The sequence below is a fragment of the Rhodococcus sp. G-MC3 genome (assembly GCF_030063335.1).
GTDB lineage: Bacteria > Actinomycetota > Actinomycetes > Mycobacteriales > Mycobacteriaceae > Rhodococcoides.
In genome coordinates this window covers 45884-60838 of sequence record NZ_JASISW010000001.1, presented here as the reverse complement: position 1 = coordinate 60838, position 14955 = coordinate 45884, and the positions used below count along the sequence as shown (strand labels likewise).

Annotated in this window: 13 protein-coding genes; 6 read left to right on the top strand and 7 right to left on the bottom strand. The window is 62.6% G+C overall.

Annotation, left to right across the window (positions count from 1 at the left end):
• Positions 1 to 66: 66 nt before the first annotated feature.
• Positions 67 to 945, bottom strand: coding sequence for a transcriptional repressor LexA (lexA, locus tag QMK17_RS00280; RefSeq protein ID WP_442972656.1), 879 nt, complete (start codon positions 943 to 945; stop codon positions 67 to 69).
• A gap of 384 nt (positions 946 to 1329) precedes the next feature.
• Here lexA and QMK17_RS00275 point away from each other — a divergent pair, with 384 nt between their 5' ends.
• The gene (locus QMK17_RS00275) at positions 1330 to 1833 is read left to right on the top strand and encodes a LysM peptidoglycan-binding domain-containing protein (RefSeq protein ID WP_283506348.1); all 504 of its coding nucleotides are present in this window, start codon (positions 1330 to 1332) and stop codon (positions 1831 to 1833) included.
• A 174-nt stretch (positions 1834 to 2007) separates the two neighbouring features.
• A complete protein-coding gene (gene nrdR, locus QMK17_RS00270) occupies positions 2008 to 2472 on the top strand; it encodes a transcriptional regulator NrdR (protein ID WP_115961400.1) in 465 nt (154 codons plus the stop codon).
• Positions 2473 to 2516: 44 nt separating this feature from the next.
• Here the strand turns inward: nrdR and hrpA are convergent, their stop codons facing one another.
• Positions 2517 to 6416: an ATP-dependent RNA helicase HrpA gene (hrpA, locus tag QMK17_RS00265; protein WP_283506347.1), complete on the bottom strand. Its 3900-nt coding sequence runs from the start codon at positions 6414 to 6416 to the stop codon at positions 2517 to 2519.
• 84 nt (positions 6417 to 6500) lie between these two features.
• On the opposite strand from hrpA, the gene QMK17_RS00260 reads away from it, so the two are divergent.
• Both QMK17_RS00260 and QMK17_RS00255 read left to right on the top strand, forming a co-directional pair.
• Entirely contained in the window at positions 6501 to 7151 is a 651-nt protein-coding gene (locus QMK17_RS00260; RefSeq protein WP_283506346.1) for a Pr6Pr family membrane protein, read from the top strand.
• Positions 7152 to 7164: 13 nt separating this feature from the next.
• Positions 7165 to 8421, top strand: coding sequence for an aminotransferase family protein (locus QMK17_RS00255; protein ID WP_283506345.1), 1257 nt, complete (start codon positions 7165 to 7167; stop codon positions 8419 to 8421).
• Here QMK17_RS00255 and QMK17_RS00250 read toward each other — a convergent pair.
• Complete coding sequence (locus QMK17_RS00250; RefSeq protein ID WP_283506344.1) at positions 8405 to 8629, bottom strand: hypothetical protein; 225 nt, start codon at positions 8627 to 8629, stop codon at positions 8405 to 8407. The genes QMK17_RS00255 and QMK17_RS00250 overlap by 17 nt on opposite strands.
• A gap of 54 nt (positions 8630 to 8683) precedes the next feature.
• Here QMK17_RS00250 and QMK17_RS00245 point away from each other — a divergent pair, with 54 nt between their 5' ends.
• Entirely contained in the window at positions 8684 to 9385 is a 702-nt protein-coding gene (locus tag QMK17_RS00245; RefSeq protein ID WP_283506343.1) for a hypothetical protein, read from the top strand.
• Between the two features lie 23 nt (positions 9386 to 9408).
• Here QMK17_RS00245 and QMK17_RS00240 read toward each other — a convergent pair whose 3' ends face one another.
• The 3 genes from QMK17_RS00240 to QMK17_RS00230 form a co-directional block, all read right to left on the bottom strand.
• Positions 9409 to 10080 (bottom strand): PhzF family phenazine biosynthesis protein, encoded by a 672-nt coding sequence (locus QMK17_RS00240; protein WP_283506342.1) that lies wholly within the window; start codon positions 10078 to 10080, stop codon positions 9409 to 9411.
• Between the two features lie 84 nt (positions 10081 to 10164).
• Positions 10165 to 10704, bottom strand: a complete 540-nt coding sequence (locus tag QMK17_RS00235; protein WP_283506341.1) for a carboxymuconolactone decarboxylase family protein — start codon at positions 10702 to 10704, stop codon at positions 10165 to 10167.
• A gap of 1 nt (position 10705) precedes the next feature.
• Positions 10706 to 11293: a peroxiredoxin gene (locus QMK17_RS00230; RefSeq protein ID WP_283506340.1), complete on the bottom strand. Its 588-nt coding sequence runs from the start codon at positions 11291 to 11293 to the stop codon at positions 10706 to 10708.
• A 184-nt stretch (positions 11294 to 11477) separates the two neighbouring features.
• Here QMK17_RS00230 and QMK17_RS00225 point away from each other — a divergent pair, with 184 nt between their 5' ends.
• A complete protein-coding gene (locus QMK17_RS00225; protein ID WP_283506339.1) occupies positions 11478 to 12398 on the top strand; it encodes a LysR substrate-binding domain-containing protein in 921 nt (306 codons plus the stop codon).
• Between the two features lie 13 nt (positions 12399 to 12411).
• Here the strand turns inward: QMK17_RS00225 and QMK17_RS00220 are convergent, their stop codons facing one another.
• A complete protein-coding gene (locus QMK17_RS00220; protein ID WP_283506338.1) occupies positions 12412 to 14922 on the bottom strand; it encodes a DEAD/DEAH box helicase in 2511 nt (836 codons plus the stop codon).
• Positions 14923 to 14955 lie beyond the last annotated feature (33 nt).

Here is a 14955-nt window from a genome sequence, read left to right as displayed (position 1 = left end):
GTTGCGGGCCCTTCTCGCTACTCCTGCGTTCGAATTTCGGAGTCTATATTTTGGGAGGCTCGATCGTCAGAGCTTGCGCATCACCGTGACAACCTTGCCCAGAATGGCGGCGTCGTTGCCGGGAATCGGTTCGAACAGGGCATTGTGTGGCAGCAGCCACACGTCGCCCTTGGTTCGCTTGAACGTCTTCACCGTGGCTTCGCCGTCGATCATCGCTGCAACGATGTCGCCGTTGTCAGCGACGCTCTGCTGACGAACCACGACCCAGTCACCGTCGCAGATGGCGGCATCGATCATCGACTCGCCGACCACCTTGAGTAGGAAGAGCGAGCCCTGGCCGACCAGCTCACGAGGAAGAGGGAAGACGTCCTCGACCGCCTGTTCGGCGAGAATCGGTCCACCTGCCGCGATACGGCCCAGCACCGGCACGAAGGTCGGGGTAGGCAACTGGTCCTCGGCCGCGGCCGACCCGTCTGCGACGGCCGCCGCATGATCGGCCTGTACCTCGTCCAGACCACGAACATCCACTGCGCGTGGCCGGTTCGGATCGCGGCGTAGAAAGCCCTTGCGTTCGAGAGTGCGCAGCTGATGCGCGACCGACGACGTCGAGGTCAGTCCCACTGCATCGCCGATCTCGCGGATACTCGGTGGGTAGCCGCGTTCGGTGACGGACGCGCGGATGACTTCGAGTACCTTGCGTTGGCGATCGGTGAGTCCCGCGTTGATGTCGGTGCCCTCGCCCTCGAACGCCTTCGCGGTCGGGACTGCAGCGGGCTTGCCCGCAGTCTTTCCTGTCGACTGTGCGCCCGATCTCGGCGTCGACTTCGTCGAACCGTCCGATCTCGGCGTCGACTTCGTCGAACCGTCCGATCTCGGCGTCGACTTCGTCGAACCGTCCGATCTCGGCGTCGACTTCGTCGAACCCGGCGAGGTGTCGTCCTTCATTTGTGCGTCCTCCTGAGTCCTGTGGGAACTGTCATCTGCGTCTGCGCCTGCCGTCTGTCTGTGTGCAGCCGTCTGTCTGCGGTTCTGTGATCCGGCTGTGTAGCTGGCAGGTGCGAAAGCACCGATGTCGGTGTACGTCGATCCCGATGTGAATGTCTCGGGATCGAACGCGTGGTGTGGATGTGACGTGTGGTTTCTGACACGAATCTAGCCCGTCAACGCTGTTCGATCAAACATCTGTTCGATCCGTGTCGCGTTTTCTGCTGACTTTGTCGGAGTGGCGTGATAGAACTTTCGAACAAGCGTTCATCGAACGCCTGATCGAATGAACCGAATATGCAGTGTTCGACTACTGCAATGTTCGAATACCCAGTGGAGGTTCCGATGAGCATCACGACCGAGCAGCCCGTCTCGACTCGAGAGTTTGCCGGTGTTCAGGCCCCGCGCCGGGACACAGCTCCGCGCCGGGACACAGCTGCCCAGCGGCGTGGCACAGCCCAGCGCAGGCGTTACGTGGGAGCTACGGCACCTCAGGGATTCCGTTTTGGCGAATTCGCCGATACCTGCACGGAGCAGTCCCATGCCGAGCAGCAGTCCGGTCCTGATCAGCAGATCTCGTGGAAGGCAACCGCCGTCGGCGTGTTGGCGACGGCGGTGGTCATGTTGGCGTTCGTCTTCGTTGCGAACGTGCGTGCCGAGTCGCTCGACGGTGCGTCGCAACCGGGGGCGGTCACTGTTCAGCAGGGCGAGACTCTCAGCGACGTTGCCGCGCGTGTCGCTCCCGGTGAGCCGGTGCAGCAGGTCGTGGACCGCATGCTCGCGCTCAACGACATGGACTCGGCGTCGGTGTCCGCCGGACAAGAGCTCGTCTCGCCCACCGAGCGCTGAGTTACCGAGTACTAGGTTTCCGTTCTCATGGCCGCGAGTGTCACGCCTGCGCGCAGTCGATCGCTGGAGCTGTTGGGTGATCGAGTGGCGTATGTGACGCTCCGAGTATCCTCGAAGCTTGCACCTCCCCAGCATCAACAGGGGGAATGCATCGGCTACGACGGAGGCTCCTTCATGCATTGCCCGTTCTGCAGGCACCCCGATTCTCGTGTGGTGGATTCGCGCGAGGCGGACGAGGGGCAGGCGATTCGTCGTCGGCGTTCGTGCCCGGAATGTGGGCGTCGGTTCACCACGGTGGAGACCGCGGTACTTGCCGTGGTCAAGCGTAGTGGCGTCACCGAACCGTTCAGCCGCGAAAAGGTTGTCAAAGGCGTCCGACGCGCGTGCCAGGGACGCGACGTGGACAACGATGCGCTGAACCTGTTGTCGCAGCAGGTCGAAGATGCCGTGCGCGCTTCGGGTTCGGCCGAGATTCCCAGCCACGAGGTGGGGCTCGCGATTCTGGGTCCGCTTCGCGATCTCGATGAGGTCGCCTATCTTCGGTTCGCGTCCGTGTACCGCTCGTTCAGCTCCGCAGAAGATTTCGAAAAGGAAATTCAGGACCTTCGCGCCCACCGAGAGACGACTGCCGTCGACTGACCCCGCCGCAGACTGAAATATCGGTGGTCGGCGCCCGAGTCAGCTCATCGGCGACCAGCGACGTCGATTGCTTTGAGTATGCGTTTCTCCGACACTGGGTAGGCGGTTCTGATTCCCTGCGCGAAGAGACCGATTCTGAGTTCCTCGATCATCCAGAACACGTCCTGGACGGCGGTGCTCTGGCGCCGAGCTTCCGGCAGCATCTTCAAGAGTCGGTCATAGGCGTCGTATACGCGGTCCAGCACGTCCATTCCCTGTTCGTCACGGGCGGCGCTGCTGGGTAGCGCTGTCAGTCTGGCCTTGGCGGCCTTGAGATAGCGAGGAAGGTCGGCGAGTCGGTCCGAACCGAATTCGAGGACGAACCCGTCGAAGACCAGGCCCGCGAGTTGTTCCCGTACGTCATCGGCGGCGTCGCCCCGTGTGCGTTCCAGCACGGCACGCAGATCGAGCGCGTCGGTCAAGATGGGACGAACCAGCGACACGATGCGCGAGGTGCGCTCGGTTGTGTCGGTGTTGACCGCTGTGGACAGGCGTGCGAAGTTGTCCGCAGATCGAACCGGGCCACCGTGCGCGTCCATGGACTCGTCCACCGCAGTCTTGCGACAGTCGTCGAGCATCGCATCGATGCTCCCGTACGGGTTCTGGCCGAGGGCAATACGTTCGCGCGTGGGAATTCCTGCTATGAGAGCTTTGGTGCCGCGCGGCGCGGATTCGAGAAGAAGTGCCCGCGTGCCCTCGCGCATGGCTGCCCGCTGTTGCGCCGACGTGCTGAGGATTCGGACTGCGACACCACCGTTTTCTGCAACCAGCGCCGGGTAACCGGTGACGGTCTGTCCGCCGACCTGGCTGGTCACGGTCTCGTCGATAGTGCCGAGGCTCGACGAAGTCCAGGCTAAAGTCGGCGCGCGTTCAGCGCCGCCGACCGCACTGGCAACCTCTTTGTTCACTCTGGGAGCTAATGTTCGACGCAATGCCGTGAGGTCTTTGTCGGAGCCCAGTACCTTCCCATCGATGTCGACGGCAACGAAAGTCATCCGCAAGTGCGGAGGGAGGCCGGCAAGGTCGAAGTCGTTCGGGTCGATTTGGCAGGAACCGAGCCGTGACAGCTCGCTGGCCAACGCCGTGATCACCGGCTCGGATCGAGGCTTCATCGAGGTCAGTGCTGCGGCCGCGAAGTCCGGCGCCGGGACTACGTTTCTCCGTTGCGCTTTGGGGAGAAGTTTGATCAACGTGGAGACGAGTTCGGCTCGCATACCGGGAACGAGCCAGTCGAAGCCGACCGGTTGTACCTGGGCGAGCAAGGCGATCGGTATCCGAGCAGTGACACCGTCGGCAGCAGTACCGGGCTCGAACTGGTAGGTGAGGGGGAACTGAACCTCGCCTTGGCGCCATGCATCGGGGTAGTCGCCGCCGAGGACCGACGCTGCACCCGGGTTGACGACGGTTGCAGTCGTGAAGTCCAGTAGGTCGGGCGTGCTGCGCCGAGCCTTCTTCCACCAGGTGTCGAAGTGTCGCGCGGACACCGATTCTGCGCCGATACGGGCGTCGTAGAAGTCGAACAATGCGTCGTCGTCGACGACGATGTCACGTCGCCTGGCTCTGTTCTCGAGTTCCGAGGCATCCTCTAGCAGTTCGCGATTCTTGTGGAAGAACGGATGCTGAGTCGTCCATTCGCCCTGTACCAGTGCGTGTCTGATGAACAGCTCGCGGGATACTTCGGGGTCGATGGTGTGGTAGTTCGTCTGCCGACCGGTAACCAGCGGGATGCCGTAGAGCGTGACACGTTCGTAAGCCATTGCCGATTGCCGTTTGGTGGACCAATGAGGTTCCGAGTACGTGCGTTTGACGAGGTGTGGCGCAAGCCGCTCGGCCCATTCGGGTTCGATTCGGGCAGCCATACGTCCCCAGAGTCGCCCGGTCTCGACGAGTTCGGCTGCCATCACCCACCGCGGTGGCTTCTTGAACAGACCGGAGCCGGGGAACACCGCGAAGTGCGTACCGCGGGCACCCAGAAACTCCCGCTTCTCACCCTCGCGCAGACCAATGTGCGAGAGCAGGCCTGACAGCAGGGACTGATGCAGTGCAGCCGGAGTGCTGGGGGCGTCGGGGACCGTCCATCCGAGACCTCGGGTGATCTGCCGGAGTTGCCCGTGCAGGTCCTGCCACTCCCTGATTCGTAGGTAGTGGAGGAATTCGTTGCGGCACATTCGGCGGAACTGATTCGAGGACAATTCGTTTCGCTGCTCTCGCAGGTAGTTCCACATTTCGATGTACGCGAGGAAATCGGAGTTCTCTACTGCGAACCGCGCGTGCTTCTCGTCGGCTGCCTGCTGATGCTCGGCGGGGCGTTCGCGTACGTCCTGGATGGACAGCGCGGAAACGACGACCAGAGCATCAGCGAGCGCACCGGTGGCGTTTGCCTCGACCAGCATACGGGCCATACGTGGATCGACTGGTAGTTGAGCGAGTTCGCGGCCGATGGCCGTCAATTCGAATTCGCCTGCAGTGGTGGAGGGCTTCACTGCGCCGAGTTCTTCGAGTAGTCCGATGCCGTCGCGAATACTCCGCGGATCGGGCGGTTCGACGAACGGGAACGCCTCGATCTTGCCTAGTCCGAGAGAGGTCATCTGCAGGATGACCGAAGCAAGGTTGGTTCGGAGAATTTCCGGTTCGGTGAACTGTGGGCGTGTGTCGAAGTCTTCCTCCGAATACAGGCGGATGCAGATTCCGTCCGCGACACGGCCGCATCGACCGGCCCGCTGGCGTGCCGACGCCTGCGAAATGGGTTCGATGGGGAGCCGTTGAACCTTCGTTCGTAGCGAGTAGCGCGAGATCCGCGCTGTGCCAGGGTCCACGACGTAACGGATTCCCGGGACCGTCAACGACGTCTCGGCGACATTGGTGGACAACACCACTCGTCTGCCCGTGTGCTGGGAGAACACTCGATGCTGTTCGGCTGCCGACAGACGAGCATAGAGGGGGACGATCTCGGTACCGCGAAGTTGCTTGTCTCGCAGCGCGTCCGCAGTGTCGCGGATCTCTCGCTCGCCGGACAGGAAGACCAGAATGTCGCCTTCGCCCTCGGCCGTCAGCTCCGCAACGGCATCGCAAGTTGCATCGACCGGATCGAGGTCGATCCTCGTGTCGCCGACGTCGACGCTCAATGGGCGATAACGCATTTCGACTGGGAATGTCCGCCCCGATACCTCGATGATCGGTGCTGCCACGCCGTCACGTGCAAAATGTGTTGCGAACCGTTCGGGATCGATCGTCGCTGAGGTGATAATCACCTTCAGATCCGGTCGACGGGGGAGCAGCTGCGCGAGATAACCCAGAATGAAGTCGATGTTGAGGCTGCGTTCGTGGGCCTCGTCGATAATCAGGGTGTCGTACTGTCGGAGCATCCGATCCCGCTGGATCTCTGCGAGCAGAATTCCGTCGGTCATCAATTTGACGAGAGTGGAGTCCGAGGACTGATCGGTGAACCTGACTTTGTAGCCGACCGATTCGCCGATGGTTTCACCGACTTCCTCGGCAATTCGTTCTGCGACAGTTCTGGCCGCAAGTCGACGCGGCTGAGTGTGCCCGATCGACCCGCGTATTCCGCGACCGAGTTCGAGGCAGATCTTGGGGATCTGTGTTGTTTTACCGGATCCGGTTTCACCCGCGACAATGACGACCTGGTGCGCCGCGATTGCCGCTGCGATGTCGTCTTTCCGCTGGCTGACCGGCAGTATCTCGGGATAGTCGATGTGCGGCAGCGCGGCTCGACGGTTCGCCACGACCGTCTCAGCGCGCGCGATGTCGCGCTCGACGGCGGTCAATGCATCGGCCGTCCGTGCGCGATCGAGCCGGCGACGAAGGCGATGCTCGTCCCGCAGGGTGGTCTCGGGCAGGCGTGAGGTGAGCGCGCGGCGGAGTTCGGTTGACGATGAAGTAGACATGCTGTTTTCCAGGATAGTGCCCGCGCTGCGTACGGTGCGGCGCGGACTGCATCGAAACGGCCGGTCGTTGTGCGAAGATCGGGCATGGCTGTCGACCCGCGGAACCGCACCAGTGTTGCGCTACGCGTACTTCGTGTTGGATTCGGTGTCCTGACGGCGTGTGCTCTCGGCACGATTCTGTTCGCGGGCCTCGATACCGAGGGCTTTTCGGTCGTGAACTACTTCAGTTACTTCACGGTGCTCAGCAATGTGATGACCGTGGTGGTGATGGGAGTCGGTGGACTGCTCGATCCCACCGGTCGGAGCTGGCAACTGTTTCGGGGCGCGGTGACGCTGTACATGGTCATCACCGGCATCATCTACGCCGTACTGCTGTCGAACATCGACGTCGGTGTCGCCGCCGACTGGACCAACGAAGTAGTACACCGAATCATGCCGGTGGTGATTCTTCTCGACTGGGTTCTCGTGCCTGCCAAGACGCGAATCACCGAATCGCAGTCGCTGATCTGGCTGACGTTCCCGCTGGTTTACGGGGCCTACAGTCTGATCCGTGGTCCGATCGTCGATTGGTACCCGTATCCATTCCTCGACCCTCGAGCTCAGGGATATCCGGCGATGATCATCGGTGTCCTCGTACTGACCGTGGCGTTCGTGCTCATGGCCCTCGCGGTGAACGCTGTGGGACGCCTTGGCGGCAGATGGCGACACGGGGCCGACGCCTCTGCGGCTGTTTGACTAAGCTCGCGTCATGTCTTCTGCAGAGCCGACGTACGAATCCACTCATTCCGCGCTGTGGCACGGTTTTGCCGATATGGGAGCCGTGACCAAGAACGGCCCATTCGTCGTATCGCGTGGTGAGGGCGCCTATATCTGGGATCGCGAGGGCAACAAGTATCTCGACGCCACCGCCGGTCTGTGGTTCACCAACGTCGGCCACGGCCGCACCGAGATCGCCGACGCCGTTGCAGCCCAGCTGGGTTCGTTGGCCCACTATTCGAACTTCGGCGACTTCGTTCCGGAGACGACACTGGCGTTGGCGGAACGTCTCGGTGAGATCGCGCCCGTCGCAGGGAGCAAGGTCTTCTTCACCTCAGGTGGGTCGGACTCGATCGATACTGCAGCCAAGCTTGCCAGGCGGTACTGGCACGAGGTCGGCCAGCCTGGAAAGACGATGATCGTCGGACGCCAGAAGGCCTACCACGGAATGCATGTCGCGGGTACTTCGTTGGCCGGCATCCCGGTCAATCACGAGAACTACGGCACGTTGATGGCGGACGCTCGCACCGTTTCGTGGGACGACGCGAAGAGTCTGCTGTCGCTCATCGAAGAGGTGGGTGCGGAGAAGATCGCTGCCTTCTTCTGCGAACCGATCATCGGTGCGGGTGGGGTATACCTCCCCCCCGAGGGCTATCTACAGGAAGTTCGGCAGATATGCCGCGACCACGACGTCCTGTTCGTCGCCGACGAGGTCGTCACAGGATTCGGCAGGATCGGCGGAGCCTGGTTCGCATCGACCAAATTCGACCTGCAGCCGGACTTGATGACCACGGCCAAAGGACTGACGTCGGGATACGTTCCGATGGGCGCCGTCTTCATCGCCCCGCATGTCGCCGAGCCCTTCTTCGCCGGCGGCGTCTGGTGGCGACACGGCTACACCTACGGCGGTCACGCCGGAGCTGCTGCTGCGGCGATGGCGACGCTCGACATCATGGAGCGCGAAAACCTACTTCAGGAGTCGGCTCGCCTCGAGACCTCGTTGCACACCCACCTGGCGCCGCTCGCCGAGCACCCGCGTGTACAGGAGGTTCGTAGCGGCCTCGGTGCGGTAGCGGCGGTGCAACTTGTCGACCCGGCCGAAGCACTTCCCTTAGTCGGAACGTTGCGTAGGCACGGCGTGTCCGGCCGCGCTGCCGGTCAGGGTGCTATGCAGATCTCGCCGTCGTTCGTGATGACCGACGCCGAGGTGGAAGATCTCGCCGGCCGAATTCTCAGCGCGCTCGGCTGAATCGTTCTTTGAGTCGCTGCATCCGGGTTCGCTCGGGTGCAGCGTCCACCTGCGGAGTCGCACCTGCTCGGGCGTAGCGATTGTGCAGCTGATCCCGGACTTCGTCCGGCGCATACGCCCGTCTCGTGCGCTCGGACTTCACGACGAGAGCTCCGGTAGCTGCCACGCCGACGACGCCTGCCATCCCAAGGATCTTCCACAGCTTCATCGCTACACCGTACTTGTCGCCGGTCACACTGCCCGACGATCTAGGCTGTGTCACATGAAAGAGTCGCGAATCGATCTGAACACAGCGGTGGATGCGACTCGCACCGGCGACATCTGGATCTTCCGCGGCCACTCTCCAGCTGATCGTGCGATCCAGACGTTGACGAACAGTCCGGTCAATCACGTCGGAATGGCCGTCGTCGTCGACGATCTCCCTCCGCTGATGTGGCACGCCGAGCTAGGAAAAACGTTGCAGGACATGTGGACCGGTAACTTTCAGCGCGGTGTTCAGCTGCATGATCTCCGCGCCGCGGTGATGCAGTGGACGAACAGGTACGAGCAGCGCTGCTGGCTCAGGCAGCTCGGCAGGTCGAATGCGGGCGAGGCGGTGACTCGCGAGCAGGAGGATGCGTTGATGCGCACCATCGCGCGAATGGACGGAACGGCGTTCCCGACTACGGCGACGCTTGCGGGCCGATGGTTCAAAGGCCGCGTGCCGAGCTTTCGCAGAAGCGGGCACAAGAGCGCTGCTTTGGAAACTGTCTATTGCGCGGAAGTGGTTGCCATGACGTACGACTCGATGGGTTTGCTGATCGGTAACAAGAAGGCGAACTGGTTCGATCCAGGGAGTTTTTGGAGCGGTGACCGGCTACCCCTCGCGGAGGGTGTCCACCTGGGCGACGAGATCGCAGTGGACGTGCCCGCGGGGGATGTGCACGCGGGGGATGTGCACGCCGGGGATGTGCACATGGGTTGATGGCTGCGCACGGGTGATCGCGCTCAGAGCGTGATGGTGCGATCGCCGACGGTACGGCCCCCGACTTCGATCCACTCGGTGCTGTAGCCGGTGAACAGCTGTGAGCCTGATCCCTGCCGAATCGCCAGGCTGCGGCTCAGTTCGGCGCTGATGCGAACGGCAGCAGACCCGGTTGCCTCGTCCTCGGTGATTCCCATGTCGGGTGCGAACATTCGCGATCGAATGGCACCGGCATCGCGATCTGTCCACGCCCACACGTAATGGTGACCCTCGGTGAAAGATGATGGATCGGCGGCATCGACTTCGTCGACTGACGCTACGGGGTGGATGTCGAATACCGGGGCCCACTCGGCCTTGGCGCGGATCCACGTGAGGTCGGCGTCGTAGCGGACGGCCAGATCGGCGGCTGGAACCGACAGGGTCTCGAGCGGAGTGCCGCGTTCACGAAGCCACCAGGACAGACCGACAGTGGGATGGCCCGCGAACGGCAAGGGGGCGGCCGGCGTGTAGATGGTTGCACTCGCGCGGGTCGAACCGTCCGATGAGTAGAAGATGGTCTCGCTGAATCCGAGATCGGTGGCGAGGGCCTGCCTGTCCCGAGTGGGAACTGCATCGGCCCAGACGATTCCGAGTTCGTTACCGTGTTGTCCGGTGTCGTCGGTGAACACCCGTACCACTGCGACTTCGAGGCTCATGGGCTCCAACCTACCGCCAGGCCGGACCGATGAGAACGGCCCCCATACCAATGTATGCGGGCCGTTCTCCTGAGGGTGAGCAGATCAGACGGTGACTCCGTCGAGCGTGCGGCTGGTCTCGATGGCCTGGCCGACGCCTGCGACGATGGACGCGACCCGGATCGATTCGAAGATGACCTCACGGTCGACACCTTCGCCGCGAAGGGTCTTTTCGTGCGCCTCCAGGCAGTGCCCACAGCCGTTGACGGCCGAAACTGCAAGAGACCACAGTTCGAAGTCGGCCTTCTCGACGCCAGGGTTACCGATGATGTTCATACGCAAACCTGCACGCAGGTCGTCGTATTGGCCATCCAGGTAACCTTTGGTGCGGTAGAAGACGTTGTTCATGCCCATGATCGACGCTGCACCGAGGGCCGCGTTGTAGGCCTCGGCGGACAGTGTGTCCGCAGCCTCCTCGGCGATTTCTTTCAGCGTCGTCGCCGACTTGGTAGCGGCGGCAGTAGCCAGGAGTGTGCCCCACAGCTGCTGCTCGTTCAGAACCGTCGTCCGCGCGATGGAACTCAGGTTGAGTTTGAGATCTTTGGCGTACTCGGGGAGAGCGTTCTTGAGATTGTCGACGCTCATGTCAGACGCTCGCCGTCAGAAGCTCGCCCGCGTCGATGGTCGGGTCGCCCTTCTTCCAGTTGCATGCGCACAGTTCGTCGGACTGCAGTGCATCCAGAACGCGGAGGACCTCGTCGACGTTACGGCCGACAGAGCCGGCTGTGACGGAGACGAACTGAATCTCGTTGTTGGGGTCGACGATGAACGTTGCGCGATCGGCGACACCGTCGGAATTGAGAACGCCTGCAGCAGAAGCAAGTTCACGCTTGAGGTCGGAAAGGATCGGGAAGGGGAGGGTTTTGAGGTCCTCGTGCTGTGCACGCCACTGGAAGTGCACGAACTCGTTGTCGACCGACGCGCCGAGAACCTGGGCATCGCGATCGGCGAACTCCTCCTCGAGCTTTCCGAACGCCGCGATCTCGGTGGGGCACACGAAGGTGAAGTCCTTCGGCCAGAAGAACACGATGCGCCACTTGCCTGCGTAGTCGTCGCTCGTGACAGTGGTGAAGTAGTCGTCGGGCTGCTGTGCGTTGACCTTCGAAAGGTCACCGCCGATCACTCCGGTGAGGTTGTAGGACGGGAATTGGTCGCCAATTGTCAACAGGGCCATAGGGTCCTCCTCTGTAGTGGTGCGTGCGCGCTTCGTCCCGCGCTGATGGTGGTGTGAGTCGCTGATGTTGGTATGTGAGTCACACAGACAGTGAGCCTGCAACTGCGATGCGGCTCCGACTAGTACGAGTGTGCCAAAGTAGGCGTGAAAGGTAAAGGTGATGGGTAGCACTACACTCATAGGCGTGCCTGATCAAAGCTATCAACCGACACTGTCACAGCTGCGTGCGTTCGTCGCGGTGGCCCAGCATCGCCATTTCGGCAGTGCCGCATCGATGTTGAATGTAAGCCAGCCCACATTGTCACAGGCGCTCGCGTCGCTCGAACACGGTCTCGGGGTCAAGCTCGTCGAGCGAAGCACTCGAAAGGTCTTGATGACGACGGCAGGAACGCAGCTTCTCGATCGCGCGCGGTCAACGATCGAGTCGGCCGACGGTTTCATGGCCGACGCGTCGGGACTCGGGGGCTCGCTGTCCGGCCCACTCCGCCTCGGTTTGATCCCGACCGTCGCGCCCTACGTCCTCCCGGCGCTGCTTCCTGCCCTGCGAGCCGAGTTCCCCGATGTGGCCCCGTTCATCGTGGAGGATCAGACCGAACGTCTACTGGCGTCTCTGCGGGCGGGAGAGATCGAAGCCGCCGTTCTCGCGCTGCCGTCGGGAGAACCGGGTCTCGTCGAGTTGCCGCTCTACACAGAGGAGTTCTTGCTCGTGGTCCCCGAAGGGCATGATCTCGATGGGCGCTCGGACCTTCCGTTGTCGGCGTTGGCGACCCTCCCCATTCTTCTGCTCGATGACGGCCACTGCCTCCGTGATCAGACGATCGACCTCTGCCGGTCCGTCAACGCGGCACACCCTGCCGGGGACACGCGCGCGACGTCGCTCGCCACGATCGTGCAGTGCGTCGCCGGTGGTCTCGGAGTTACGCTGATCCCGCGGTCCGCGGTATCGGTCGAAACAGGCAAGGGTGCGTTGGGGATTGTCGAATTCGCGCAGCCACGGCCCGGGCGAAAGATGGGCCTGGTTCACCGGTCGTCGAGTGCACGAGCGGACGAGTACGCGGCCGTCGCCGAGTTGATCGCCCGAGTCGGGGGCCTTGTGGGCGTCTGATCGGCGCCGAGCCTCAGCCTGCGATGATGGTCACGTCGTCGAAGACGATCTCGCCCAACGCATTCGACTCGTCCAGATCAATGACGGCGTTTACCGACCACCCTTGGTCGCCCGCCGGATCCTCGATGATCTGGCGAACCGACGTCTGATCCCGGCCTACCGACAGCTCGAACAACGCCGGGCCACGTGCAGACGGGCCGGTGCCGATCTCGCCGTACTCGTCGAAGTAGGGCTCCAAGTCCGACTCCCAGTCCGGGCCGTCGTCGAGATCGTCCAGCTCGTTCCATCGCCGTGCCGCGGCGAGCTCGATCCGCTTGAACATGGCATTGCGGACCAGGATTCGGAACGCGCGAAGGTTGGCCGTAATGGGCCTCGGCGTGTCGCCGCCATACGCCTCAGGCTTCGACTCCGGCTCTTCGCCGGGGTCCGTGAGATTCTCCCATTCGTCGAGCAAGCTCGAGTCGACCTGGCGAATCAGCTCACCCAGCCACTCGGTGATGTCCTGAACCTCCTCGGTGCGGGCTTCGGGCGGGACCGTTTGGCGCAGTGCACGGTACGCGTCCGCGAGATACCGAAGAACGAGACCCTCGGACCGCGTCAAACTGTCGTGACTGATCAGTTCGGCGAACGTCATCGCACGCTCGATCATGTCGCGGACCACCGACTTGGGCGACAGTGCAACTTCGTTGAGCCACGGATGCCCACCTCGGTAGATCTCGAACGCCGGAACAAGGAGCTCGACAAGAGGTTTCGGCCACGACACCTCTTCGAGCAGCTCCATGCGCTCCTCGTATTCGATGCCGTCCGCCTTCATCTGCGAGACCGCCTCGCCTCGCGCCGCGTGCTGCTGCGCCATCAGAATCTGGCGAGGATCGTCCAGCGTCGACTCGATGACGGACACCACATCGAGGGCATGGGTGGGCGACTCGACGTCGAGGAGTTCGAACGTGGCGAGGGCAAAAGGGGAGAGGGGTTGATTCAATGCGAAGTTGGGCTGCAGATCCATTGTCAACCGAGCATGGCGACCGTCGCCGTCCGGTTCACGGAGTTGCTCGACGATCCCGGCAGCGACGAGCCCCCGATACAGGGTGATCGCGCGCAAAATGTGCTTTCGCTGCGCGGGCCGCGCCTCGTGGTTGTCCTCCAGCAGATGCCGCATCGCGGTGAAGCAGTTCCCGGGCCGCGCAATGACGTTCAGAAGCATCGCGTTGCTGACCGAGAACCTCGACACCAGTGCCTCCGGGCTGGCGACGACAATTCGCTCGAAAGTCGGCTCGCCCCACGAGACGAACCCGTCGGGTGCTTTCTTGCGCTGGACTCGCTTGAGTTTCTTGGGATCGTCGCCTGCTTTGGCGACGAGTCGGGCATTTTCGATGTCGTGCTCGGGGGCTTCGACGACGACGGTGCCCAGGGTGTCGTAACCGGCCCGGCCGGCGCGGCCTGCGATTTGGTGAAACTCTCGCGCTCGAAGCTTGCGGGTGCGGATTCCGTCGTACTTCGTCAGTCCGGTGAACAGTACTGTCCTGATGGGAACGTTGATGCCGACGCCGAGAGTGTCCGTGCCACAAATGACCTTCAGCAAGCCGTCCTGTGCCAATTTCTCGACGAGCCGGCGGTATTTCGGCAGCATGCCCGCGTGATGTACGCCGATACCGTGGCGTACGAGGCGCGAGAGCGTCTTGCCGAATCCGGTCGTGAATCTGAACTGACCGATCGCTTCGGCGATCGCCTGCTTCTCCGGTTTGGACGCAACGTTCACACTCGTCAGTGCCTGCGCGCGTTCCAGCGCCGAAGCCTGCGTGAAATGAACAACGTACACCGGGGCGAGATGGGTGTTCACCAACTCCTCGATAGTTTCGCCGATCGGCGTCGTGACGTACGAGAACATCAGCGGGACCGGGCGATCGGTGCCCGATACGACGGTCGTCGGACGCCCGGTGCGGCGAGTCAGGTCGTCGCGAAAGAACGAAACGTCACCCAGCGTCGCGGACATGAGGAGGAACTGTGCGTTCGGCAGTTCGATCAGCGGGACCTGCCAGGCCCATCCGCGATCCGGTTCGGAGTAGTAGTGGAACTCATCCATCACGACCTGGCCGATATCGGAGTCCGCACCCTGACGCAGTGCCAAGTTCGCTACGATCTCCGCGGTCGCGCAGACGATCGGAGCCGACGAGTTCACCGATGCGTCGCCGGTCATCATCCCGACGTTCTGTGCGCCGAAGATGTCGCACAGCGCGAAGAACTTCTCGCTGACGAGTGCCTTGATCGGCGCGGTGTAGAACGTGCGCTTGCCGGCCGCCATGGCGGCGAAATGAGCACCGACCGCCACCATCGACTTTCCCGATCCCGTGGGTGTGGCAAGGATGACGTTGGAGCCCGACACCAGCTCGATCAGAGCTTCTTCCTGGGCCGGATACAACGCCAGTCCGCGTTCGGATGTCCATGTCGTGAAAATGTCGAACAGAGTATCCGGGTCCTGAGCCTCGTCGGTGGTGGGCGCTGGGACGAGTTCGGAGAGGAGCACGCCTACAAGGTTATGGGGCGAATGCCAGGTAGG

Coding starts and splice junctions, on each gene's coding strand:
- QMK17_RS00240 (WP_283506342.1), bottom strand. CDS start 10,080: ATGAGCCTCGAAGTCGCAGTGGTACGGGTGTTCACCGACGACACCGGA.
- QMK17_RS00260 (WP_283506346.1), top strand. CDS start 6,501: ATGGCTGTCGACCCGCGGAACCGCACCAGTGTTGCGCTACGCGTACTT.
- QMK17_RS00255 (WP_283506345.1), top strand. CDS start 7,165: ATGTCTTCTGCAGAGCCGACGTACGAATCCACTCATTCCGCGCTGTGG.
- nrdR (WP_115961400.1), top strand. CDS start 2,008: ATGCATTGCCCGTTCTGCAGGCACCCCGATTCTCGTGTGGTGGATTCG.
- QMK17_RS00250 (WP_283506344.1), bottom strand. CDS start 8,629: ATGAAGCTGTGGAAGATCCTTGGGATGGCAGGCGTCGTCGGCGTGGCA.
- lexA (WP_442972656.1), bottom strand. CDS start 945: ATGAAGGACGACACCTCGCCGGGTTCGACGAAGTCGACGCCGAGATCG.
- QMK17_RS00245 (WP_283506343.1), top strand. CDS start 8,684: ATGAAAGAGTCGCGAATCGATCTGAACACAGCGGTGGATGCGACTCGC.
- QMK17_RS00235 (WP_283506341.1), bottom strand. CDS start 10,704: ATGAGCGTCGACAATCTCAAGAACGCTCTCCCCGAGTACGCCAAAGAT.
- hrpA (WP_283506347.1), bottom strand. CDS start 6,416: ATGTCTACTTCATCGTCAACCGAACTCCGCCGCGCGCTCACCTCACGC.
- QMK17_RS00275 (WP_283506348.1), top strand. CDS start 1,330: ATGAGCATCACGACCGAGCAGCCCGTCTCGACTCGAGAGTTTGCCGGT.
- QMK17_RS00230 (WP_283506340.1), bottom strand. CDS start 11,293: ATGGCCCTGTTGACAATTGGCGACCAATTCCCGTCCTACAACCTCACC.